The following is a 25,223-nucleotide window of genomic DNA, read 5'->3' on the forward strand; positions in this document are numbered from 1 at the left end:
TGCAAAGGATAAATACAACCTTTGATTTAGGGTAATTCATAGGTATAAATGGTTCTTTACTCAACTCTACTCCTAACTACATTTTTATATAACGCTTACCTAACCAGCGTAAAGTAGTAGATTAAAATTAGCGACGAAGGAGCGCAAGCCTGCTGTTTTGCGTCCATGGTTTAGGCACTTGCTATGCTTTGATTAGCCATAAGTTCATTAAGCGAATAAATATTTCAGCCAGCCAAAAGTAAGTGCAGTGGTAAATACTTTTAAAGCGATTAAACCAATAAAAATAAATACGAGAACAACTTCAACCGCTTTGCTCTCAATCTTATTCCAAAACAGTAATTTAGATTTTGTCTCATTTTTTAATCCATACACAGTGTCTTTCATAAAGTTCCTTTTTATTTTACCTTACATTAGTTTTTGAGCTAATTTTCGTAAAAAATAACATTTCAATCTACAGACAATGGCGCATAACAACAACTTTTTAGATATGCACTTTATTCACCTTAACCATAACAATAAGTTAAGCAGGTTTCACCAAATTAGAAATCATAAAAAAATTGAATTGCCGTGTAACTGTGACATTTGAAAAGAGCAAGTTAAACAGACACACTTATAAAATAGAGAGGATTACAGCAATACATTTGTGCCTGTCCCATTTGGCTTAATTTTGGCTTGCCCTAGATTGGCAAGTTACCTGATTTTCTTTAACCAAAAGAACCACACGCTTATGAACCTCGTTATTTTTAACATAACCACACTTGCCCGACAAGACAAGACCACTTTCAATTTTGAGCTGGTATTGATAAACACCGTCCCTTTGCTTTAACGCATAGTAAATCGTGTTCTTCGTTCCAGCATTAATGGGGCCAAAGTCCAAACCTGAACTTGATGGAATAGCAGACACCCAACCAAAAACTTGTCTGTCATACCCCCCATCGCCTATGCTGTTAATCTGCTCCAAGGATAAGGACGAACTTAATGCCAGCGGCACGGAAAAGCCAGGTCAGCTTAGTTGACACGAAATACTACCATTGCATCTCTCGCTGCGTAAGGCGTGCCTTTTTATGCGGTCAAGACCCATTAACAGGCCTATCTTATGAACATCGCCGAGGATGGGTTGAAGAAAAGCTACTTCTGCTGGCACGTATTTTCTGCATTGATATCTGTGCTTACGCTGTGATGAGTAACCATACTCACATTGTTATGTATGTTGATGACACAAAAGCCAATCGACTATCTGACAAAGCAATCGCTATCCGATGGCACAAGTTGTTTAAGGGAAATTGGCTGACACACAAATTCGTGGAAGGTAACGAACTCACCCCGTCAGAACGCATTATGCTCGACGATATTATCGACAAATACCGCGAAAGACTTGCAAGCATCAGCTGGTTTATGCGCGTACTCAACGAAGACATTGCCCGCCGAGCCAATAAAGAAGATGGCTGTACAGGTCGGTTCTGGGAAGGCCGGTTTAAGTCTCAGGCATTGCTCGATGAAGCTGCCCTTGCCGCCTGCATGGCCTATGTTGACCTCAACCCTATTCGGGCCAAAATGGCCAACACACCGGAAACTTCTGAATTCACCAGTATCAAAAAACGCATTGAACACGCACAGCATAGCAAACAACCAAATAGCCTTCTGCGCTTTGCTGGAAACCCAAGACAAAACATGCTTAAAGGACTGCCCTTTGAACTTAAATACTACATTGAACTGGTTGAGCTCACTGGTCGATGCATTCGCGCAGACAAGCGAGGCCACATCTGCGATACCCAAGCTATCCTCGCCAGATTGCAAATAGAGCCTGAAAACTGGCTAAAGCTCACCACGCGATTTACCAAAGTATTCCACGGTGCAGTCGGCAGAGAGCAAGCCGTGACTGAATTTTGTGAACACCTGCAAAAAAAGCGACGACCTAATCTGGCTAATTGTGAACGCTTATTAGGTTAATATTGCCATTGTCCTGACTTCAAGTTTTGACCGTCGCACTCTGGCAGCACTTATCTGTGCCCCAAAATACCTAATAACTACGGTTCGAGCTGAAATTCCTCACCTATGAGTGCCAACTCTCTTGGTTTATCACTTCTTTACTCTACATAGCACTCGCAGTCACCCACTAAAGACCCATAAAAGGAACGTATAACGCTGGGTGTCTGCGTATTTTGCGTATTTTGCGTATTTTGCGTATTTATCTGTTATGTTTTTTCATGCTAAAGCGACCGAGTAAATGGGCCGTGCCCGCCCATATTAACATTGACTGAACTGATTGCGCCGCACTTCAAACATTCATACTTGTAAGTAGTAGAGTAGTCTTCTTTAAGTTTAATTGTTTCAATAATTTTAATTTCTCCCTTTTTGGCTGCTATCGGCGGAAAAAAGGAATTACCTGAGTTATAGCTTTTACATCTGCACCAACCTCTAGAAACGTCTCCGAGATAATTTGATGCTCTAAGGGCTGTAAACCTATAGTCAGGACCGTAACTCTTTTCGACGGGAAGGTTTGCAACTAAACGCCTAAATTCGTCAAAACGAGAAGCTAAAGCTTAAAGTGTTGGTTCATGAGTGAGGCTTAGAATATCGGAACAAATATCTTGAATTTGTGTAGTATCCCCACTCGCAAAAACTTCAACTACTCTTTTGAAAGTAATCTCGATAGAGTCATCACATGTTTCAATTTCAAAGCCTTGATCTATGAATGTAGGCACCTTTTGCTTGTAAGCCATCATTTTTTGATCGAAACCGTCAGATGAAATATCAACATCTATTTTCTCATTGAGTTGAGTTTTCTTTAATCGATAGCGATAAGAAATCATCAATCTTCGAGCAAGCCTAATCACTAGATAAATAGCCAACATGCCTATGAGGGTATACAACATCTGCTCGAGTTCTTTTAGTTAACAGCTAGAAACATAACGCCTCACTAACCGGCAGCGTTGTGGCGACGCCACGCTTTTAGCTGTCCGGCGCCGGAGGCGCGTAGTTGATTGACTTGTTGAATGTTTTACCACTGCGAAACGTCCATATTCTCGGTAACCTGCAGCCCCATGCTGCTAAGTTGCACGACTATATTTTTATAGAGTGATTGAGTCTCCGCTGCTTGGAAAGCACCAAACAAATTTAAGCCAGCCAATTCATATACAAGATCAATTGCTTGATATGAGGCGCTACTTTCATCCTCACTATCGCCGATTGCGGCTCTGTAGGCTGACTCCCACTCAGCAAGATTGCTTTGCTCTAGATAGAAAGGCATATTCTTCATAACCACTATCATATTGCGGTGATTCTCCTGCATGCCTTCCAACTGGAATTCAAGTTGGCTTGCTAATGTTGCGATTGTTCTACAAAGTGCCATGACTGATTACACTTAACAGCTTAATAGCGTGAATACCGGTTAAACCCCGTTCCCAAAGCCTACCTAATCCACCACTAAAAAATATTTATTCATAATAAGAACAAAAACCTACCACTATTTTACTAGTTGCTCAAGCCAAAACAGCGCTGTTAAAACCGAGCCGTGATCATAGCGAGACTTGGGTGTCTCATTATGTAGTTTTATGTAGAACTACTAACTTATTGAATCTAATTAACTAAAAATGATGGCTGACTTAAACGAGACCTGAATGCGTGGAGAAAACGAGAAATTTGACCTAATTATTGGTCACATTCATTTAGACTTGTATATATAAACAGTTTTTAGTTTAGATTTTCGGTACCAGTTGGAATAACAGCTTGATCAAGTTTATTCCTGAACACATGCGTCTGGGATGACGATTGAGGCTGTCTGCCTTGCTTTATAACGGATGTTGCTATGCTGTATTTATGCAACCTTGGCTTGCACGCGTTCGGGGTAACGACTGTCAGTATTGCTTTTGGCGGATACAACTGTGCTGAATTTATGTAGATCCCGGCTCGCACGCGGCCGGGATGACAGTGGGGCTCTATTCAACAAGAGATTCTTATCAAAACTCAAAGTTAACTTGTACCGGGTAGTGATCTGATAATTCGTTATAGTAGCCATTGTGATAGTAACGGCCGCCGCTTAAACGCCAGTTGCCACGCAAGTAGCTCCAGTACCAGTTTTGCTCTGCTTTCGGGTAGCGTACCGCCATGCTTGGTGCGTTAGTTGGCTGCTTGTGGTCACGGTGCCAGAAAACGTAGTCCAGCGTATCGTTGTAATCCAGACTGTAATCAAAGTAGTACGCGTTGGCTTTGGTAAACCAGTTGTATTTTGCCGGGAATGAGCCAACCTCAGGCGTCTCAAAATTTAACTCAGCACGTGAGGTTGCAAGCATATCGGCCACCTCATCTTGCTTGCTCCACTCAACGTTCATGTCGCCGCCAATGATAACCGGCTCGCTGGCCGGAATGTTTTCGGCACTGATAAACGACTGAATTTCACTTAACTGACCCATACGCACGCGGTGCTCCTGAGCGGTGTCGCCATCGTGGGTTGCCTGCAAGTGCGTGCCGATCAGGTGGTAACGCTGGCTGTCTTTCTCGATTTCGACGTAGGCAAAACCTTTATTTGACAGATAATCCCAGCTGCCATTCAGGCTGTTTTCAAACACATGGGCTTTTTGCGTAACAATCGGGTATTTAGACAAAATCACCACGCCGCCACGGATCACAAACGGACTGTTTGAGCAGTTACCTGTCAGGCCATCCCAACCGCTGCCACTACAGTCCAGACCCACATTGGGCGTCTGATAAGGGTAAAGTGCAGAAAGCTCAGCCAGTGCCTGTTCAGCATCACTGTTAAAGGCTTCACTGATCAAAATCACATCCGGACTTTCGCTCATAGAAGCCAGTACAGAAGGCAGGCGCTCCGCCCGGTTCTCCTGATCCCAGTCCTGCACATTGAGCTGCATAATATTGTATGCCATTACTTTCAGTGAATCGGCCATGCTGTGTGTACTGTTCAGCATCAGTGCACATAACAGCGCATGCTTAGCTTTCATTTTACGTCTCCGAAATCTCATTATTGCTTTTGTCTTTGTTAATGATTTTTTACACTCGGGATCCGTACAGACAGACCCATGAGTAAAAAATTTCGCAGCACACATTAGTGATAAAAAATGACACCTGGATTTCGGCAAACCATTATTTCAATTAAGGTTTTATTGGAATGACATGACGCTTTTAAGGCTTTTTAATGACCGAAAGAGAAAAAACCAAAGCCGAACAGGCGGTCGATTAGCTTTACACCTTAAGCGTAATTAACTTCGTATTTACTCAGGCACTTAGATTGATCCACACAGAAAAACGCAATACAATAATGATTCTCATTTGCATAAAAGGAAACGTTACAAAATGAAAATACTCTCTGTCCTGTTGCTTTTGCTGTGTTCACTGCCTGCATTTGCTAAAAAGCCAATCCGTGTTGTTGATGTGGGTGTGATGGGGCTTGCCTCTCACGACTTGTTTCAGTGGAATACGGCCACCCGCGAAAATGAAGAAAACGGTCGTTTTGACCTGAGCACGATTTTTGATTACGCCGATGGCACCCGCATTCATCAGGGCGGTAACCCTAAAAACTCATCAAATGCTGCGGTGTATTCAATCACTCAGAATCTGGTGAGCTTCTATGCGGGTAAAAAAGCCGCGTTGTTGATGTCCAGAACGGTTACCGAAGAACAGGCGCACATCATCGCCCGTCAGCAAACGGTTGCCTTCTTTATGGGTATGGTTAAAGAGTCTTATGAGCGCTTCACCAATGCCCGATTCCCTGACTACGCACTGGCGCAAAGCGTCACGGACGATGAGCAAGGCGTAATGCGCGCATTGCATGATATTTTGCCAGGCAAAATCTACGTGAACCGTAACCTGGCGCGGGAAGTGTTCGAAGTCACCGACTACAGACTTGCCATGACTCAGTTGTCACCAACAGAAATGATGAAAACAGTAAAGTTTTACGACGGTCAATACGATGAAGAATACCTGCATGTCGTAGTCCCCGGCTTCCCGGATCCAACCATCATCAACCTGCAAGCCATTGATCAGGGCTTTATCGCAGAGCAAACGAATTACAACCTCGACGACATGCTCGCCGAACTGAAATTCTACGGCCAGTTCCCCTTCTTCGGCAACCTGGTCCACTTCACCAGCTTTGGCTATCATCTGGAAAACCTATTTGCCAAAGGCATTTGCAACAAATACGTCGACGGCAGCCCAAATACCTGGAATACCGTTGCGGTCGAGTGTTATTGATCAGCAGGTCTGTCCTGGCTTATAGCTAGATAAACAGCCAATCCCTTACAAAGCGCAATTTGGTTCTGTTTGAATTGCGCTTTCGTTACTACCTGAAGCTTTTTAAGCAACCCTCTGCGCTCACAGACACGCCCTCGAAAAATGACAGATCCATTTTCAAAATCGATATTTGAGAAACTTGTGACCTGTTTACCCGCCAAGTACAACTTCTGTGAGAAAACCTGACAACAAATTTACCATCACTGTTCAATGGTATTGTTCAGCAACAACTGCAACTCAACTTCACTCGCCGGGCGATAATACAAAAAGCCCTGAGTCAGCTTAATACCAAGCCGCTGGCACAAAGCGGATTGCTCCTGGGTTTCTATACCTTCAGCAATAATGCTGATGTTTAACTGACTGAGTAAATACGTCAGCCCTTCCAGCATATTCTTATGCTTTGAGTTCGGGCAAGTAATATTCTGGATAATTGATTTATCAATTTTGACTATGTCAATCGGACAAGAGAGCAAATGTGAAATAGAGGAAAATCCGGTACCAAAGTCATCTAGAGCAATTCGTATACCCAGATCATGCAAGCTGTTCAGAGTATTCAGTGTAACAGTATCTTCACTGAGCAGTGCGGTCTCTGTTACTTCAAATACGAGCGCTGAAGCCGGCACTTCATATTGCTTTATAAGAGACTCTACATAAGAAAAAAAACCGCTTTCACACAACTGGCATGGAGATACATTAACGGAAACATACGTAAAGTCGACTTCTTTTAGTCTTTTTTGCAAGTCTCTGAAAGCCTGCTGAAGCACCCACTTACCAATCGCTTGTATCAGCCCAGACTCTTCAGCGACAGGAATAAACACTCCCGGATTTTTACTTGTTAGCGCTTGTGGCCAGCGAATGAGCGCTTCTGCGCCCGCCACTCTCTTGCTCTGCATATCTATAATAGGCTGATAATGCAACACAAACTCATCATGCTCAATCGCGTGTCTGAGCTCTGACTCTATTTTATACTTGCTCAAAAATGCTTCCTGCATATTGTCTTCAAAGAAACAATACTGTAATTGAGGCGACCTTTTAGCCCGATACATAGCGATATCAGCTAACTTGAGCAGTTCTTCACTAGACTCGCCATTTGCCGGCGCAATAGCGACTCCTACGCTGCATGAGCAAAAAAGTTCATGCTCATCAACAACAAAAGCGGTATCAAATGTCTTAAGTAACCGCTTAAGGAGCCCCTTTACGTGCCTGATTGAACGTAGCTGAGAACACGCAAGCACAAATTCATCACCGCCAAAGCGAGCAAACAGCGTATCTCCCCTTAGCGCTTTAAGCAGTCGATCAGCGACGGCAACAAGCAATTTATCCCCCATCTCATGACCAAAGGTGTCGTTGATATGCTTAAACTTATCCAGGTCAAACAACATGACCGCGGTGAGTTCGTCGGGATGACGTTTTTGATGTGCCAGCATTTGAACCAGTGCTTCATCAAAGTAGTAACGGTTGTGCAGACCTGTGAGCTTATCCCTTTCAGCCAGGTTTTTAACCTCCTGATAGCTTTCATAAAGCTGCTGCTCCAGTTCATGACGCTGTCTGGACTGTAAAATGGTCCGGGTTAACTGACTTTCTGTCACTTCTGACTTTAATAAAAAGTCCTGGGCTCCTGCATTAATGCACTCAAGCATCAATGCTTCATCACTGTTGTTACTTACCATGACAATTGCTGTGTGTTTCAAATTAGGCATGTTGCGCAAACGAATTACAGCCTCAATACCGCTAATTCTTGGCATGTGGTAATCAATAATCACGACATCAAACGTCATGTTGTCTAAATAAACGAACGCCTCTTCGGCTGTTGAGGTTTCCACAACATGATATTCACAGCGGTTGAGTGTTAACTCTCTTTTAAGTGACTTTCTTTCAATCACATCATCGTCAACCAGTAAGACTTTGATGTCTGCCTTTTTCATTGCTTTTCTCCCGGCATATGGACGATACGCCAGTATCCATCAAGCAAAGCCAGTACTTCTAAAAACTCCCTGCCTACCTCATCTTTAACGAAATACCCTGCCACATTGTGTTGATAACTATCAAAAATATCTCGCTCATCTGCTGACGTGGTCAGCACAAATACCACGGTGTCTTTTAACTGCGCACTGTGGCGTAACTTAGCAAGCAGGTCCAACCCCGATAACCTCGGCATTTGTAAATCCAGCAACATAATGAATGGAGGGCGGATCATATTTGCCTCAAGTTGTTCCAGCGCCTCCTGCCCGTCTTTCGCTCTGACTAATGGATTTACAATTTTCATTTTCTTAAAGCTGCGCTTAATGGTCATGTAATCAATATCGTCATCTTCCACAACAAACAGAGTGACTTGATTGGCGTCTATCGTCATACGGTTACCCCAACCTGTTTACAGAGATTAAAAGTATTGTCTTTAGATGGCCAAAAAAGCGCGACCTTACAACCAGCCACATAATCTGTATCAATAGCAACTCGGCCAGAGTAATATTCCATCACCTTTTTGACCATAGCTAACCCCATACCACTGCCTTCCAATTCATCTCTGGGCTGTAATGTTTGAAACATTTCAAAGACTTTGTCTGCGTATTCGGGCGCAATGCCTGGCCCATCGTCAGTAATTGTGAGGCTGTACCCGCCGGGACAAGGAAGGATGTCAATTTCAATCTGTCCAGTTGACTTGTCATGGTGCTTAATGGCGTTACCGATCAGATTCATCATAACAAGCTGCAATGCAACTCTGGGCAGCTGTACCTCAACCTCAGGCACCTTCAAAACAAAATCGTCACTAAACTCATTCAAACTATGGAGGTAGTGACAAATTTCATGAAAATTAACAGACTCATTATCCGATAATTTGGTGTTGACCCTGGCATATTCCAGTAAGTCCGTAAGAAGCTGGCTCATGCGGTCAACTCTGCTCTTTATCATCGTAAAATGCTGCAAGGCTTCTTTAGATAGCTCGTCATGATGATCTTCTTCAATCCAGCTCACCAGCTTTTTAATGCCATTGAGTGGTGACTTCAAATCATGAGATGCTACATAGGCAAACTGTTCAAGGTCATAATTAGACTTTTGTAATGCCCTTAGTGTGGTTTCTCGCTCAGTTACATCTTTTGCAACCCCGAGTATGAACACTTCACCTGTCGCGTTTTCAAAGCGCTTTTTCTGGGTAGAAAGAATATGCACTTCTCCGTTGGGAAAAGTAATGGTTTCTAGTGTTTCGCTAAAACCCGCATCAAAGGCCTCCCGGTCTTTTGTCAAAAAGGCCTCAGCCTCATCCTTTGGGTAATCTTCTACCGTTGTATACCCAATGACCTTACTTTTGTCAGGGTATAAATCTAAAAACGGCTGGTTTGCCCGCACAATCCTGAATTCATGATCTTTGACAAAAACATAGTCAGGTAATGAGTCAAATACGAGGTCCTGAAATGCATAGGCATCATTGAGTTCTTGCTGCTTTTTCGTCAAAACCCGTTCTTTTTTAGATAACTCATGTTCAAGCTGTTTTTTCTGAACTGCCGCGGTAATATTTTTATCTAACGTATCCGCATCAAGCTCTGATTTAATCAGGTAATTTTCTGCTCCCCGTTTCATTGCCTCTACGGCAATCAGCTCATTACCCTGTCCCGTCATAATAATTATGGGCAGGTGCGGATAAACACTCAGAATTTGCGGAAGAAAGTCGACCCCGGTGGTGCCGGGAAGTGAATGATCTAATATCACACAGTCTGGCAAAAACGTGTCTATTAGTGACAGTCCCTCTTCACCTGAAGAGGCACTCTGATAACGATAACGTTTGGATTTACGTTTCAGGCTGCGTACACAAAACTCTATGTCATCTGGGTTATCATCTATGATCAAAACATTACACTGAGCACCCGGTAAAAGGTTTCTCGGAGACGCTGTCTGAACACGGGTAATGGCTTCAGATATCACCTCATGAAGGCGCTGGCCACTGATACTGGTTTTATTAATGTAATCCTGAGCACCCGCCTTAATCAGATTTGCAGCTTGTAACTCATTGGCTTGCCCGGTTAATACCACAACGGGCAGAAAAGCGAATTCCTTTCTGACACTTTTCAGAATTTCCAGGCCAGATGTTGATGGCAGGTGATAATCAATAAGAAGACAATCATAGTGTGACTTTTTAAGGCACTGCCACAGCTCATCAGGTTGAGTTGCAGAGTCGATTTGATAACATACATCAGCCACTTTCCCGAGTGACCTTTCTATCAGCTCAATATCATCAGGGCTATCATCTATTATTAAGACATGGCGTTTATTCATTACTTGCCTCGTCACTTTTTGGCAACAGAGCAATACCAAACCAATAATCTTTCATTGTTTGTATGGCTTTTGTTAGCCCTTCAAACTCAACCGGTTTTTGAATAAAGGTGCTTGCACCCAGGGTATAACACTCTTCAATATCTTTTGGGTCGTTGGAAGTGGTTAAAATGATTGTGGGGATCGCACACATATCTCGGTCTGCTTTTAATTCCCTCAATAATTGCCTGCCATCCAACCCAGGCATATTCAGATCCAACAGCATCAGCGTTGGGCGACGCACAGAGTCATCATCTGTGTATTTACCCTGATGATACAAATAATCTCTGGCATCTCCCCCAGACTTGCACCAGTGCACAGGATTCAGTAAATGGTTTTTACGTAAGCTGCGTAGTGTGGCTTCATAATCATCTTCATTGTCATCCACTAACAAGATCAATCCCAGATTCTGGCTCATTCTAGCGCTCCAGTTTTAATGTAAAGTAAAAGCAAGAGCCGCTACCCATGGTAGACTCAAGCCACACATGACCGTTGTGCCGCTCCACAATTTTTTTAACATACGTCAGGCCAACCCCAGTGCCTCTTACTGAATCATCTTCTTCATTTAAGCGCTTGAAAATGCGAAATATGTCTTCAAAAAACTGCGGCTCAATCCCTATTCCGTTATCCTTCACGTAAAAAACCTGAGGCTCGGAAATGCCTGTTAGCGGATTAGTCGCCTGTGTTGTTCCTATTTCAATATATTTGACTGCACTGTGGTTATATTTAATTGCATTTGAAATGAGGTTACGAAAAAGTTCAGTGACTCTGGGTACATCACAAGTGATTTGAGGCAACTTGGCAGGTAACGACAACACAACATGCTCGCCGATTTCTTCGGGCACGGTGAGCTCTTTAACTTTCGCAACGAGTGTATTCAGATCTGCGACTTCAATCGCTAACTCTTGCCTGCCCAGGCGAGAGTAATAGAGCAAACTGTCAACGAGCTGCTCCATACGCCCACACAAGAATCGAATGCGCCCTAAGCGCTTTTTGCCATCGTCGCCGAGAGTTTCCTCATAATCTTCCTGCAAAAACATGGCATTATTCGCCAGTCCACGCAGCGGCTCTTTCAGGTCATGAGAAGCAATATAGGCAAACTGATCTAATTCCTGGTTACTGATTTTTAGCTTATTGATATACTCCTGAATTTCACGTTCAGCCGCTTTACGCTCGGATATATCGCGGATGGTGCCCACGAACATCTTTTTTCCTTGTACCACCATTTCGTTCACGCCCAGCTCCATCGGAAACACAGTGCCGTCACGTTTCAGTGCTTTGATCTCGCGGCCCAGTCCGATGACCTTTTTTTCTCCCGTTTGATGGTAGTGATGTAAGTAAGCATCGTGTTCTGACTGATACGGCTCTGGCATCAGCATTCGAACATTCTGGCCAACCACCTGAGCTTTGGAATAGCCAAAAATAGTTTCTGCGGCAAGGTTAAAACTGTGAATGGTACCTTCAGAGTCAATCGTTATTAACCCATCTAACACCGTATTCATCATGGTCTCAATGTACTCTAAGTAGTAACGGATCGATTGCTCTGCGCTTTTCCTTTCTGAGATATCGCGAATGGTCCCCAAAAACAGTCGCTGGCCCTCAAGCTTCATTTCGTTGACGGCAAGCTCCATGGGAAAGCAACTCCCGTCTTTACGCTGTGCGATGATTTCCCGGCCAGTACCCATGATCTTTGGCTGCCCAGTTTCGCGATAGTTAACCAGATACTGGTCATGTTCATCCTGATATGGGGCAGGCATTAGCATTTTGACATTCTGGCCCCTCACCTCAACAGGTTCGTAGCCAAAAATTTTAACGGCCGCTTTGTTAAAACTCTGAATAACACCCTGTTCATCGATGATGATGAATCCGTCCAGGACCGTATCCATGACGATTTCTAGCTCAGGGCTGTGAAATGTCCCTATCATATTTTCCGCAAGCTCATACCTTTTGATTACTAAAAGCTAGTTCAAAACCTGCGAAAAGCAATGTGAAAGCGGCTGTAGGTGTAGTTTCTGCTAAGATGCGTACTTTAGATAGATTGGGCTCTGAACCTTGGTGAATGTCCAAACCCTCGGGCTTTTTCAAAGCAAGTTAGTAGCGAAAAGTGAGGAATTGTAACTGGAGCAAAATTTCCATATAACTCAACCATAAACTGAGAGGGGCATAATTCGACTAACGAGCTGAACCTGGTTGGGTGGAGTTACAAACTGAGACAATTGAGAATCCAGTCTTTAGTGGATATTGTTCTACTATGCGGGGTAAACTTTAAGAGTGTTCACAGCCACTTCGGAACAATATGAAGCGAACTATGAGCATTCATTAAGAATATGATTTTAGCTATGTGAGAATTTTGATTTTGAAGTGAAATCTGATACCGCAAACTTTGGAGTTTGGGTGGCAGTCTTACCAGCCACATCCCGGCACACGAGTCATCCGCTGTGGCTGCTTCCTTCCGGACCTGACCAGGTTCACGAACTATCGTTGCGAGAGGACCAATAAGACTACCATTGAGGGCCTTGTTTGGCGCGGGAAGGATTATCGCGAGTTTCGCGTCTGGTTGCAAGGGGAAATGTTAAAAAGCCCGGCTAACTGCATAGTGAATATACAATTAGGCGGGCTTTGCTGTTTTGGTTGGTTTTTTTCTTCGGTTTTAGCTTACTTTGCCAGCGCGACTTTTAGGTCTTGCAGACGTTTCTTCATCTTTTTCATGTTTTCCGGGCCCATGCGCAGGAAAAGTTTTTGCGCATCGGATAATTGCTCCCATTCTGCATAGGCATATTTGTAGGTCACAGACTCTTGTAGCAGCGGCAGGCTGGTTTCCGGGATTGGGGTTTCCAGCAGCTCGCCCAGGGCTTCTTGTAACGTCAGGTCGAATTCGCCACTGTCGTAGCCTATTTCTTCATAGGCTTCACCTATCAATGGTCTGAATTTGTTGTACGTACGCACCAACTGCGCAGTACTCATGGCATTCAGCATATTCACATAAGGCGTGTAGCGCTCGAAGCTGTTTGGATCGGTGATGATGATGTCATCTTCAATAACCATAAAGCTGTCTTTGGGCTTGCTGACCGGGAAGTGCTTTTTAGCCACTTTACCCTGTGCCAGGTTATCGACAAACACCACGCTGCGGCGGATCATGTCTTCGGTTACCACTAGATCCATTGCGGTATCATTCAGGTAATTTGCAATTTGTTCGCTCAGGGCCACGTCGCTGTCGTCCAGTGATGGCAGCGGTGCAACAACAGGTTGCTCAGGCTCACGCTGTGGCAGCGGCTCTGGTTCGGGTTCAGGCATAGGTTCTGGCTCAACAACCGGCGCGGGTTCAATGGGCTCTTCGACTTTCTGCACGGGCTCCGGACGGGCAGTATTAACAACTTCCGCCGGGGTTTTCTCCGGTACGACGACATCCTGTTTAAATTTGGTGTTTTCCTGCTGATTATCCCGGTTTGAAAGCACAAATATGGCCACAATAACGAGGACTATGACCACGCTTACGGCAAGCAATAAGTGGCTATTAGACGGCTTGCTTTTCCTTGATTCTGCTGAGTTGTGCTCTGACATGGAAGCTCCATTAATTTTTCTAAACGAATAAGTTGCACATACGGTGATTAAAATGCCATCAAGGCGTATCGCCGCATAGTAAGGCAACAAAAATAATCTATAATATACAAAAGATTATAGCTTATTGCTGGTCGTTATTACGACCTTTGCAGCTGCAACCTATGGCATTTTTAGTCTCATTAAACGCGTATACTCACAAATACATCCAATATTGGTGAGTATCCATTAAAAGATATCGCATCCGTGACAAGGTGCAATACCAATTCGTGCTTAGTGAGCATATGGACTCAATATGAATCGCCTGTGAATTTGTTCCCAAGCCGCGATGTATTGTTATTTTACTAAGTTAAACAAATCGTTATAGTAACAATATCCAGCCAGTGCAGGCTGGCAAATAATTCTCAAATCAACCCAAGCCTAGTAAGCGGTTAAGGAAGCATATGAGTAAGCATCACAGTTCGCGTTCATGTCCTCGTTCGGCATTGCTGCTAACCGGTGGCGGGGCCCGTGCAGCCTACCAGATTGGGGTGTTGAAAGCGCTGGCACACAGCCTGCCCAGAACCGCCCCGCTGCCCTTTCGCATTATTAATGGCACATCGGCGGGCGCCATTAATTCCGCAGGTCTCGCCTGCTATGCCTCGAATATGCATCTGGCGATACGAAAAATTGAATCAATCTGGAAGAACTTTCATACCGATATGGTGTACGAGAGCGGCTTTGTGGGTGCGTTTGGCCATATCCTGGGCAATATGATGCGCAGTTTTCAGGCTGAATATATCAACCAGCCCCCCGCGAGCCTGCTGGACAACACGCCACTGCGCCAGCTGCTGAATGATGTGCTTGATCTATCCCGTATCGACCGCCATATTCAGCGTGGCTATCTGGATGCGCTGTCGGTGACGGTATCCAGCTACTCAACCGGCCGCTCGGTGGCATTTTATCAGGCGAAAGATGCGCGCGCCTGGCAACGTGCCAAGCGCATTGGTGTGCCAGACCACATTACACTGGACCACCTGATGGCCTCCAGTGCCATTCCTATGGTATTTCCCAGTGTGCGGGTTCGGCACCATTATTACGGCGATGGCTCTATCCACCAGCTGTCACCACTAAGCCCTTCAATCCACCTGGGTGCCGAGAAAATCTTTGTCATTGGCGTTGAGCAACCCAAGATCCCTACGCCCATTGGCTATGAGCCACACTTTCCCGGCATGTCCGTGGTTGCGGGTCATTTGCTCGATAGCGTGTTCAGCGATACGTTACAGTCAGATCTGGAGCGCATGGAGCGGGTTAACCGCACCGTGGGATTACTGCCCGCCAGAGACAAGCACAAAGAACTTAAGCACATCCAGACTCTGGTGGTTAACCCCACGCATAATTTCAATGAACTGGCGCTGCATTATTACGATGAACTGCCACTGGCCATTAAACTCTTACTGCGCTCCATCGGGGTTAAACGGCACTCTCCGTCGAGTTTAACCAGTTATCTTTTGTTCGAAAAAGCCTATACCCGGGAGCTGATAGAGTATGGTTATCAGGATGGACTGGCCCGGCTGGATGAGATCCGGGCATTTCTGGAACTGGATTAACTGTGGGCCTGCGTTATGGCAGGCCATCTAACAAAAATTGCTCCGCGCGTTCTACCCGGCGCGGCTTGCCTTTGAGCAACAATACATCACTGGCACACAGGGTGATCTCTTCATCGGGCATAGAAATTTCTTCGCCGTTGCGCCGCAGCGCTTTCACCACCACCTTGTGCCGTGCCAGATCCAGCTCAGCAATTGATTTGTCCACCGCAAAGGCCTCGTCCGGCAAGGCTATGGCGTGCAGGTACTCAAGCCGGTCTGAACTGTAACTTGAGCCTTCAGCCCCCGCGTACTCTTTCATTTCCTGGCTGTCCCCGGTAAAAAAGCCGTGCAGATATTCGTAGCGATTTTGCCTTTCAATGCTCACCCGTTTGAGGATCCGCCGCATGGGAACGCCAGACATATACAATACATGCGACACCATCATCAAACTGGCCTCCAGTGACTCTGGCACTACCTCAGTGGCTCCGAGTTCTTTGAGCGCCTCAAGATGGGTATCGTCCTTCATTCTGACCAGAATTTTGACCTCAGGCGCAAAGCGTTTAACCGCATCTATCACCGCCTGCGCTTTGTCGAAGTCATTTAACGACACAATTACCAGACGCGCCTCACTGACATTGGCCGACTTAAGCACTTCGTGCTGGGTCGGATCACCAAACACCACGGGCTCACCAGCGGTCAGCGCCTCCTGAACAATGGCCGGGTTACGCTCCACGGCAATATAAGGGATGGCTTCCGGGCGCAAAAATCGGGCTATGGTCTGGCCGACGCGGGCATAGCCAAAGATGACCACATGATTTTTAATTTTACTGGAAGTAATAAAACCCTGTTCGTGTGGCTCTGGCCGACCTTCGCTATCTATGCGTAGCAGCTTAATGAGCCTGTCTGTCTCGCTGATCAAATACGGGGTTAACGCCATAGACAACACCCCCAGCGCTATCAGAAACGACGCCACTTCTGCACTGAGCAATTGGTGCTTGCCGGCCAGAGCAACCAATACAAAACCGAACTCCCCCATCTGCCATAGCAAGATCCCGGCTGCAAAAGCGTCTTTGCGACGCTCTCCCATCAATTGTGCCAACAGGAAAATAATGGCCAGCTTAAGAACAATGAGCAGCGCCAGCACCAGCACGATATAAATAAAGGACTGGATCACGTACGACACATCCAGTTGCGTGCCAACAGTGACAAAAAACAGCCCCATCAGAATATCGCGAAATGGCCGGATCTCGGCTTCCAGCTGGTGCCTGAACTGGCTTTCGCCCAGCATCATTCCCGCCAGAAATGCGCCTAAGGCCATAGACAAGCCAAATGCATAAGTCAGTGCACCCGCACACAGCGCCACCACTAAGGTGGTCAGTACGAATAGCTCATCGGTGCGTGCCATGGCCACTTCATTAAATACTTTGGGTAAGACCCATTTGCCAATGGCCCATAACAACATACACACGAATGCGCCTTTTGCGAGTGCCAGGATCAGGGCCCCCACCAGCACCTGGTTATCAGACTGACTTAATAAAGGAATAGTGATCAGCAAAGGCACCACAGCAATGTCCTGGAACAGCAACACCCCCACCGCCAGCTGACCCCGGCGAATATTCAATATTCCCCGCTCTTTGAGCTCTTTAACCACCACGGCCGTTGAAGACAGCGCAATTAAGCTAGCGATGATCAGTGCTTCTATCCAGTTAAACCCCAGGTACTTTAATATCACCGCCAATACCACGGTGGTGACCAGCACCTGCAAGCTGCCCAGACCAAACACCACGCTACGCATAGCCATTAATTTTGGAATAGAAAATTCCAAGCCAAGACTGAACAGTAAAAAAACGATGCCCAATTCGGCAATCAACTGGATCTCGTGACTGTTGCTGATCCAGCCAAAGCCATAGCTGCCAGCCAGCAGGCCGGTCAGCAAATAAGCCAGGATAGGCGGCAGCCCAACCCGCTTAAATGACCACACCAAAACAACGGCGCAGAGTAATAAGGCTATCAACCCGGCAAACTGACCTTCCAGGGCGGCAACTAGCGTACTGGTGACATCCTCACCTAAAAACCCGGCAAAATTTTGCTGCAAACCGCCTCCCAAGCGTCAATAAAATAGTGTTGAGCAATTTTTATTCACTATTAAATATAGCAAGCAGCTGTTTTTCAGCCAGTTTAAATTTTTGGCATGAAACTCGCTTAGAACAGTTCGAATGTTGTACTTTAGGGGAATACTAGATGGAAAATGTCCATATTTTGACTCAACGGGCGCCGACGCGCGGGGATTTTTTGCCGTTTAATGCGCAAATGCAAATGTCGCACGTCCCCGAAAACCCGATGAGTTTGACTGAAAAATTACAAACAACGCTGGATGTCAACGGGCTGCTCGACATCTTTGCAGGTTACATCAAGCGTATTATCAACCTGGCCGGATTACAGTTTCACTCCAGCGAAGGGGTGTTTCAGATGCAGCAGAGCAACAATCAGCTCAGCCCGTATACCTTTGATCTGGAGTTAAACAGCCAGCATCTGGGTCAGATTGTGTACTTCAGTAAATATCGTCTCAGTGAGGCTTTGCAGGCCCGGCTTATCCAGCTGCACACCTGCTTATTGTATCCGCTGAGAAATGCCCTGATGTATCAAAGGGTGCTGAAGCTGGCAACCAAAGATTCACTGACTGGCCTGTCAAACCGTAGCCAGTTTAATGAGTTTCTGGCCAAAAAGCTGGAGCGCAGCCGCCGTCATCACAGCAATTTTAGCCTGATGCTACTGGATCTCGATAACTTTAAACAAGTTAACGACCTGTATGGGCACAAAATGGGCGACAATGTGTTGATTGAATTTGCCCGCATTCTGGAATCTTCGGTACGTGCGACAGATACGGTCTTCCGCTTTGGTGGCGATGAGTTTGCGATACTGATAGACGACCCGGCGTTTACCACCAATAAGGTGATTGCAGAGCGCATTATGGCATCCGTCAGAACCTGTACGATTATGAAGAATCATGACGTGACCACCAGTATCGGCTTTACACTGGCAACCAGTAAGGATTGCCCTAACGAAATTTTCTCGCGGGCAGATAAAGGCCTGTATCGCGCCAAGGACGCCGGTCGAAACTGCGCCCGTACAATCTAATCCAGACCACCTCGCCATATTGCGTCCCCTAACGCAATATGGCCTTTATCCCCACAGCTTCAGGGATTTAATTACCTTACTAACAATGTCAAAAACCACCTCACACGGTTAGTAAAAGGATTTCTCCACCTGACATTTGGCGTGTATTGCGGGTAATTTTATTTACGCAGCAAAACCAATTTATACAGCAATAACAATACAGAGAAGCCGCAAAAGAAGCTGTTGATCACCCAGGCCAGTGATAAAAAGTTCGGCAGGTCACTGAAAATGATTGCCAGCATGGGCGCAGCCAGACCAAAGATAAAAAAGCTGCCACCTTTGCCGTGCCAGTACGCCAGCAGCAATGCCGCACTGAGCGCGCCGACACTCAGGCTGAGCACAACATTACCAATGTGCAGGCCTCCGTTCATCACCAAAATAACAAACAAGGCACCACAGCCCAATACTGCCCAGATGGCCTTATTTGCCAGCGATTCACCGATTTTTTGTGTTTCTTGCATCTTCTAACTTCCAGCTAAGCCCCTGAGACGATGCATACGCCTCATTGACGAAAAACCCAACGACCTGCACCAGCTCGTCGTTATAATAAATCAAAGGCACGCGACTGCGCTCCCAAGTGGGCACATCATAGTCTTTGAGCCAATGTTTAAGCGTATTACGGCCACTGCGCCCGGGCGGTTTAACTTTTTCATTCAGGCAATTAAACCGCACTGACACCCGCTCATCCTCAGTCGGGTGACGAACTCCCTGACCTTCAATCACACTTAAGATTGTATTGTCATCCAGCGCCACCTTCATCAGGCCAACATCACACTGTGTCTGTCGCGGTGGCTGTTCGGTCACCCAATGTAACTGATCTCTGAAGCGCCGGACCTGACCGCCAGACAGCGAAACGGTCATTTGTGCGTCAGCCCGCGCGTTAAGTGCCTGGCTTAGGATCTGATCAAGTTGTTTCTGCGACGGCATCTGGACACCCTGCTCTGCTAACCAGGCACGTACCAGGTTTTGTTGCCGCAATGGGGCAAACTGTGCAAGGCGGCTGACAGATAAACTCTGCTCACTGCGACATTGCGCCAGATCGGCCCGGGTGATTTCGTCCAGTAAGGCCTGCTGCCCCTGCAACAACTCAACAGTGCGCATAACGCTGGGAATAAATCCCGAAAAACGGGATTTTAGCAAAGGCAGCACCTGATTACGCAAGAAATTGCGATCAAACTTGTCACTGAGATTTGATTCGTCTTCGATATGGACAATGCCAAATGTCTTCGCAAATGCCTCTATATCTGCGCGCTCTGATGACAACAAAGGCCTTAAACAGACTCGTCCTGAAGGCAGTGTACTGTAGGCGTGCATGGCACCGAGCCCCTGCAGACCTGACCCTCGTTTCAGACGCAATAAAAAGGTCTCAACCTGATCGTCACCATGCTGACCCAGCACCAGAGCATTGCCCTGATACGCCCGTTTGTCCAGTGCGTCATAGCGGGCTGCGCGGGCCTGAGCTTCCAGGCTTTGGCGGCTTTGTGCCAAGACCTTGACGGAGACGGGGGTAAACTCCACCGCCAGTGCATCACACTGTGCCTGACAAAAGGCCTGCCACTGCAAAGAATTAGGCGACAAACCATGGTCAACATAAATCGCCTGCAGGGCCAGATGAGGATGGAATTGCACATAATGGTGACACAAGTGCAGCAGTACCATTGAATCGACACCACCCGAGAGCGCGACAGTGAGGCCACGTGGTGCCGTATGCGTTACCGTATGCGTTTCATCACGTGCGACCTCCTTTGCCAGTAAGGCGTCTAAGCTGGCAGAAAAACGTTTATAAAGAGGAGTCTGAGTCATAATCACGGGCGTTGTAGGTACTTAGGCAGTATTATCCCGATTTCGCAGGCACAAAAAAAGCCGCGATGCGGCTTTTTTCGGTGTAACTGTGTCGCTCTGGTTTAGCAGTAACCAAATGACATCAGGCGCTGGTAGCGTTGTTCCAGCATTTCTTCTGTGCTGAGCGCTTCCAGTTCACCCAGATCACGCTTAAGCTGTGCCTTAAGGTTTTTCGCCATCGTATCATAGTTGCGATGTGCGCCGCCCATAGGCTCATCAATAATGGTATTGATCAGATCAAGCTCTTTCACGCGCGTTGCCGAAACACCCATAGCTTCTGCCGCCAATGGGGCTTTTTCAGCGCTCTTCCACAGAATCGAAGCGCAGCCTTCAGGCGAGATAACTGAGTAAGTGCTGTATTGCAGCATGTTAACGCGGTCACCCACACCAATGGCCAGTGCACCACCCGAACCACCTTCACCAATGACGGTACAAATGGTTGGTACTTTCAGCGCAGCCATCACTTTGAGGTTACGTGCGATTGCTTCACTCTGACCACGCTCTTCAGCGCCAACGCCCGGGTAAGCGCCCGGCGTGTCGATGAAGGTAATGATTGGCATTTTAAAACGCTCAGCCATTTCCATCAGGCGTAATGCTTTACGATAACCTTCTGGCTTAGGCATACCAAAGTTGCGCTTGATTTTCTCAGCGGTATCACGGCCTTTCTGCTGACCGATGATCATCACTGGCTTATCATCAAGGCGTGCTACACCACCCAGAATAGCCGGATCGTTTGCGAAGGTGCGATCACCCGCAAACTCGTCGAATTCAGTGAAAATACGCTCGATATAATCGCGAGTATATGGACGAAGCGGATGACGCGCCAGCTGAGATACCTGCCAGGCACCCAGGTTGTCGAAGATCTTTTTCGTTTGCTCTACGCTTTTCTCCTTGAGGCGGCTGATCTCTTCTTCAAGGCTGAGATCAAGACTGCCAGAGCGGCTTACGTTTTGTAATTCATTGATTTTTGCTTCTAATTCTGCGATCGGAAGCTCAAATTCAAGATAATTGAGGCTCATGCTCTAAACTACCTGTTTAATTAAATTCTAGTTCTATTTCCTGCGCCGCCATCTTGGATAATCGTCTGAGGAGATCATCACTGGGCGTCACACACCATTGCATACCTAATGTCACTTCCGCTATCGCGTCTGGGCGCTGATATTGGATTTTTACCGGACACGTTCCGAATTTGTACGGTTCCAGTACTTTTTTCAGATTATCTATGAAATTCGCGTCTATTTGCACCATATTCAATGTCATTTTTATCGCACTGATCCGCTTTTCGCGGGCCTGAGCTATGGTACAGACTTCTCTGGCGGTCATTGTAATGCCGCCGGAGAAGTTATCAAAGCTGACCTGTCCGGATATTACCAAGATTTGGTTCATTTGCAGCATATCTTGGTACATTTCAAACTGTTCAGGGAATAAGCGTACATCAATTCGTGCGCTCTTGTCATCTAAAGTTATCAGACCCCAGCGTTTGCCTTTCTTATTGATCAGCACCCTTGCATTGATAACCAGTCCGGCAGCCGTCGATTGCACATCGCGATTCGTCGGCTGTAATTCTACTAGACGACCGGAAGTGTAGTTTTTTAACTCTTTTCTGTACTGATTGATCGGGTGACCCGTCAGATACAAGCCTAAAGTGTCTTTTTCACCCTGCAACCATTCATCGTCCGACAGCCCAATGACTTTAACAAACGCTTGTTCCACTTCGTCGGGTTCAACGGCTAGCAGACCGAACAAATCACTCTGCCCCAGTGACTCGGCCTTGTGATGCTGTTCGGCTGACTTCATGGCATCTTTGAGACTCGCAAGCAAAGTGGCACGACCTGGCTGCGTCTTTTCTGGCCCCAGCTGGTCGAGCGCGCCTGCGTAGATCAGTTTTTCAATGACCCTGCGGTTGAGGCGTTTCAGGTCAACCCGGGCACAGAAATCAAATAGATCTTTAAACGGACCGCCCTGCTCCCGGGCTTCCAGGATGGCTTCTACCGGGCCTTCACCCACCCCTTTGATGGCACCGATACCGTAAACTATCTCACCCTGCCGGTTTACAGCAAACTTGTAGACACCCGCATTGACGTCTGGTGGGAGCAGCGTCAACTTCATGTTTTCGCATTCATCGACCAGGGTCACGATTTTGTCGGTGTTATCCATATCCGCCGACATTACCGCAGCCATAAACTCGGCCGGATAATGGGTCTTCATCCACAGCGTCTGATATGACACCAGTGCATAAGCAGCAGAGTGAGATTTGTTAAAGCCGTAACCTGCGAACTTCTCTACAAGATCGAAGATCTTCATTGCAAGTTCGCCATCAACTCCGTTGTTTTTCGCACCGTCTTCAAAGGTTGTTCGTTGCTTCGCCATTTCCTCGGGCTTTTTCTTACCCATGGCTCGACGAAGCAAGTCCGCGCCACCCAGGCTGTATCCCGCCAGGACCTGGGCAATCTGCATTACCTGTTCCTGGTATAGGATGATCCCGTAGGTCGGCTCCAGGATGGGTTGCAGGCTATCGTGCTGGTATTGCGCATCCGGATATGAGATGTCTTCACGACCATGCTTACGGTCGATAAAGTTATCTACCATCCCTGATTGCAGCGGACCCGGACGGAACAAGGCTACCAGTGCGATCATATCTTCGAAGCAGTCCGGCTTCAGACGACGGATCAGATCTTTCATCCCCCGTGATTCCAGCTGGAATACCGCGGTGGTTTCGGCTCTGAGTAATACTTCAAAACTGGCCGGATCATCCAGTGGGATGGCCGCAATGTCTACCGGCTCAATGCCGTCGCGCGCCAATCGCTCGTTGGTCATGTCCAACGCCCACTGCAAAATGGTTAAAGTACGCAGACCCAGGAAGTCGAACTTAACCAGACCGGCCGTTTCAACGTCGTTTTTATCAAACTGAGTGACCGGGAATTTACCTTCTTCATCGCAGTACAATGCAGCGAAGTCGGTAATGCTGGTAGGCGAGATAACCACGCCCCCGGCGTGCTTACCGGCGTTACGGGTGCAGCCTTCAAGAATACGACATTTGTCGATCAGCTCTCGGACTTCCTCATCGCCGTCATACACTTCAGGCAGTCGAGGCTCAACCTCAAACGCTTTGGCTAGTGTCATACCCGGGTCGCCAGGGACCAGTTTAGAAATTCGGTCAACAAATCCGTACGGATGCCCAAGCACCCGGCCTACATCCCGGATAACCGCCTTAGCCGCCATCGTACCAAAGGTGATGATCTGAGATACGGCCTGACGACCATACAGTTTAGATACGTGGTCGATTACTTCATCCCGTCGGTCCATACAGAAGTCGACGTCGAAGTCGGGCATCGAGACACGCTCAGGGTTAAGGAAACGTTCGAATAGCAGGTCGAATTCAAGTGGGTCCAGATCGGTGATCTTCAACGCATAAGCAACCAAAGAACCCGCACCGGAACCCCGCCCTGGTCCAACCGGAATATCATTATCCTTACTCCACTGAATGAACTCCATTACGATCAAGAAGTAGCCCGGGAATCCCATCTGGTTGATTACGTCGAGTTCAATTTGCAGACGTTCATCATAAGGGATGCGCTTTTCGGCGCGATCCGCATCATCCGGGAATAAGAATAACAGTCGCTCTTCCAGGCCATCACGGGATACCTTGACCAGGAAGTCTTCAATCTTTAACTCACCGGTTGGGTAATCAGGCAGGAAGTAGGTCCCCAGCTGCACCGTGACATTACAGCGTTTGGCTATCTCAACGGTATTTTGCAACGCCTCCGGAATATCACTGAATAATTCCTGCATTTGCTCAGGGGTTTTCAGATACTGCTCTTTAGAGAAACGTCTGGGTCGGTTTTTGTCTTCCAGTGTATAGCCGTCGTGGATGGCCACACGAATTTCATGCGGCTCAAAGTCCTGTTCATGCAGGAACACTACTTCGTTGGTTGCAACAACCGGCAAGCCTCTTTGTGTGGCCAATGCGACTGCGGCGTGCAAATATTCTTCTTCCTGCTCACGGCCGGTACGGTGTAGTTCAAGGTAATAATGATCGGCGAAATGGGTCTCGTAAAATTCAACCGTATCGGCAACCAGCTGCGGGTTACCCTTGAGCAGGGCTTTACCGACATCGCCATCTTTGGCACCTGAGAGTAAGATCAGGCCTTCTTTGTATTTGGCAAGCCACGCCTTATCAATAACGGGCCGATGAAATACATGCCCGCGTAAATAAGCTTCGGAGATCAGTAAAGTAAGGTTCTTATAGCCTTCATTATTTTTTGCCAACACCACGATGCGACTCGGCTCATCAGGAAACTGGTCGCTCTTCAGCCAAAAATCCGCACCAACCAGAGGCTTAATACCCGCACCATGCGCAGTACCGTAAAAACGGACCAGGCCGCACAAGTTCATCTGGTCGGTAATCGCAAAGGCTGGCATACCCAGCTCAGCGGCACGCGCCACAATGGGCTTAGTTTTAGCCAGCCCGTCAACCATAGAAAAGTCGCTGTGTACTCTTAAATGAACAAACTCAGGTGCTGCCAT

20 protein-coding genes and 1 other RNA gene are annotated in these 25,223 nt (G+C 46.8%); 4 read left to right on the top strand and 17 right to left on the bottom strand.

The window, feature by feature from the left end:
* Nucleotides 1–207: 207 nt before the first annotated feature.
* The gene (locus QNM19_RS17920) at nucleotides 208–384 is read right to left on the bottom strand and encodes a hypothetical protein (protein WP_197094271.1); all 177 of its coding nucleotides are present in this window, start codon (nucleotides 382–384) and stop codon (nucleotides 208–210) included.
* A gap of 277 nt (nucleotides 385–661) precedes the next feature.
* Entirely contained in the window at nucleotides 662–991 is a 330-nt protein-coding gene (locus QNM19_RS17925; RefSeq protein ID WP_156202242.1) for a hypothetical protein, read from the bottom strand.
* On the opposite strand from QNM19_RS17925, the gene QNM19_RS17930 reads away from it, so the two are divergent.
* Entirely contained in the window at nucleotides 979–1,950 is a 972-nt protein-coding gene (locus QNM19_RS17930) for a hypothetical protein (RefSeq protein ID WP_049864175.1), read from the top strand. The genes QNM19_RS17925 and QNM19_RS17930 overlap by 13 nt on opposite strands.
* 593 nt (nucleotides 1,951–2,543) lie before the next feature.
* On the opposite strand, the gene QNM19_RS17935 is transcribed toward QNM19_RS17930, so the two are convergent.
* The 3 genes from QNM19_RS17935 to QNM19_RS17945 all read right to left on the bottom strand — a co-directional run bounded on the left by QNM19_RS17935 (nucleotide 2,544) and on the right by QNM19_RS17945 (nucleotide 4,958).
* Entirely contained in the window at nucleotides 2,544–2,876 is a 333-nt protein-coding gene (locus tag QNM19_RS17935) for a hypothetical protein (protein WP_049864176.1), read from the bottom strand.
* A 125-nt stretch (nucleotides 2,877–3,001) separates the two neighbouring features.
* Nucleotides 3,002–3,352, bottom strand: coding sequence for a hypothetical protein (locus tag QNM19_RS17940; RefSeq protein ID WP_049864177.1), 351 nt, complete (start codon nucleotides 3,350–3,352; stop codon nucleotides 3,002–3,004).
* A 607-nt stretch (nucleotides 3,353–3,959) separates the two neighbouring features.
* Nucleotides 3,960–4,958, bottom strand: coding sequence for a sphingomyelin phosphodiesterase (locus QNM19_RS17945; protein ID WP_049864178.1), 999 nt, complete (start codon nucleotides 4,956–4,958; stop codon nucleotides 3,960–3,962).
* A 352-nt stretch (nucleotides 4,959–5,310) separates the two neighbouring features.
* On the opposite strand from QNM19_RS17945, the gene QNM19_RS17950 reads away from it, so the two are divergent.
* Nucleotides 5,311–6,207, top strand: coding sequence for a hypothetical protein (locus QNM19_RS17950; RefSeq protein ID WP_049864179.1), 897 nt, complete (start codon nucleotides 5,311–5,313; stop codon nucleotides 6,205–6,207).
* A 239-nt stretch (nucleotides 6,208–6,446) separates the two neighbouring features.
* Here the strand turns inward: QNM19_RS17950 and QNM19_RS17955 are convergent, their stop codons facing one another.
* The 7 genes from QNM19_RS17955 to QNM19_RS17985 all read right to left on the bottom strand — a co-directional run bounded on the left by QNM19_RS17955 (nucleotide 6,447) and on the right by QNM19_RS17985 (nucleotide 14,112).
* On the bottom strand, nucleotides 6,447–8,171 hold the full coding sequence (locus QNM19_RS17955; RefSeq protein ID WP_049864181.1) for a two-component system response regulator: 1,725 nt from the start codon (nucleotides 8,169–8,171) through the stop codon (nucleotides 6,447–6,449).
* Nucleotides 8,168–8,599, bottom strand: a complete 432-nt coding sequence (locus tag QNM19_RS17960) for a response regulator (RefSeq protein ID WP_049864182.1) — start codon at nucleotides 8,597–8,599, stop codon at nucleotides 8,168–8,170. The genes QNM19_RS17955 and QNM19_RS17960 overlap by 4 nt, the downstream gene beginning before the upstream one ends.
* Complete coding sequence (locus tag QNM19_RS17965) at nucleotides 8,596–10,515, bottom strand: response regulator (protein WP_049864183.1); 1,920 nt, start codon at nucleotides 10,513–10,515, stop codon at nucleotides 8,596–8,598. Before QNM19_RS17965 ends, QNM19_RS17960 begins: the two co-directional genes overlap by 4 nt.
* Entirely contained in the window at nucleotides 10,508–10,969 is a 462-nt protein-coding gene (locus tag QNM19_RS17970) for a response regulator (protein ID WP_049864184.1), read from the bottom strand. The genes QNM19_RS17965 and QNM19_RS17970 overlap by 8 nt, the downstream gene beginning before the upstream one ends.
* A 1-nt stretch (nucleotide 10,970) precedes the next feature.
* Nucleotides 10,971–12,476, bottom strand: coding sequence for a PAS domain-containing sensor histidine kinase (locus QNM19_RS17975; RefSeq protein ID WP_049864185.1), 1,506 nt, complete (start codon nucleotides 12,474–12,476; stop codon nucleotides 10,971–10,973).
* A gap of 476 nt (nucleotides 12,477–12,952) precedes the next feature.
* Nucleotides 12,953–13,049: signal recognition particle sRNA small type (ffs, locus tag QNM19_RS17980), an RNA gene on the bottom strand.
* A gap of 157 nt (nucleotides 13,050–13,206) precedes the next feature.
* Nucleotides 13,207–14,112, bottom strand: coding sequence for a DUF3014 domain-containing protein (locus tag QNM19_RS17985; protein WP_049864186.1), 906 nt, complete (start codon nucleotides 14,110–14,112; stop codon nucleotides 13,207–13,209).
* A 440-nt stretch (nucleotides 14,113–14,552) separates the two neighbouring features.
* Here QNM19_RS17985 and QNM19_RS17990 point away from each other — a divergent pair, with 440 nt between their 5' ends.
* Nucleotides 14,553–15,698 carry a patatin-like phospholipase family protein gene (locus QNM19_RS17990; protein WP_049864187.1) on the top strand — a complete coding sequence of 382 codons (1,146 nt, stop codon included), beginning with the start codon at nucleotides 14,553–14,555 and terminating at the stop codon, nucleotides 15,696–15,698.
* Between the two features lie 13 nt (nucleotides 15,699–15,711).
* Here the strand turns inward: QNM19_RS17990 and QNM19_RS17995 are convergent, their stop codons facing one another.
* Nucleotides 15,712–17,712, bottom strand: a complete 2,001-nt coding sequence (locus tag QNM19_RS17995; RefSeq protein ID WP_049864190.1) for a monovalent cation:proton antiporter family protein — start codon at nucleotides 17,710–17,712, stop codon at nucleotides 15,712–15,714.
* 206 nt (nucleotides 17,713–17,918) lie between these two features.
* On the opposite strand from QNM19_RS17995, the gene QNM19_RS18000 reads away from it, so the two are divergent.
* The gene (locus tag QNM19_RS18000) at nucleotides 17,919–18,815 is read left to right on the top strand and encodes a GGDEF domain-containing protein (protein WP_010385773.1); all 897 of its coding nucleotides are present in this window, start codon (nucleotides 17,919–17,921) and stop codon (nucleotides 18,813–18,815) included.
* Between the two features lie 158 nt (nucleotides 18,816–18,973).
* Here the strand turns inward: QNM19_RS18000 and QNM19_RS18005 are convergent, their stop codons facing one another.
* From QNM19_RS18005 to dnaE, 4 genes are all read right to left on the bottom strand, one after another.
* Nucleotides 18,974–19,315, bottom strand: a complete 342-nt coding sequence (locus QNM19_RS18005) for a hypothetical protein (RefSeq protein WP_049864188.1) — start codon at nucleotides 19,313–19,315, stop codon at nucleotides 18,974–18,976.
* Nucleotides 19,290–20,657 (bottom strand): tRNA lysidine(34) synthetase TilS, encoded by a 1,368-nt coding sequence (gene tilS / locus QNM19_RS18010; RefSeq protein WP_284027037.1) that lies wholly within the window; start codon nucleotides 20,655–20,657, stop codon nucleotides 19,290–19,292. Before tilS ends, QNM19_RS18005 begins: the two co-directional genes overlap by 26 nt.
* A gap of 101 nt (nucleotides 20,658–20,758) precedes the next feature.
* A complete protein-coding gene (gene accA / locus QNM19_RS18015) occupies nucleotides 20,759–21,715 on the bottom strand; it encodes an acetyl-CoA carboxylase carboxyl transferase subunit alpha (RefSeq protein ID WP_010385769.1) in 957 nt (318 codons plus the stop codon).
* Nucleotides 21,716–21,731: 16 nt separating this feature from the next.
* Nucleotides 21,732–25,223, bottom strand: a complete 3,492-nt coding sequence (gene dnaE, locus QNM19_RS18020; protein WP_284027038.1) for a DNA polymerase III subunit alpha — start codon at nucleotides 25,221–25,223, stop codon at nucleotides 21,732–21,734.

The sequence above is a fragment of the Pseudoalteromonas ardens genome (assembly GCF_030125445.1).
Taxonomy (GTDB): domain Bacteria; phylum Pseudomonadota; class Gammaproteobacteria; order Enterobacterales; family Alteromonadaceae; genus Pseudoalteromonas; species Pseudoalteromonas ardens.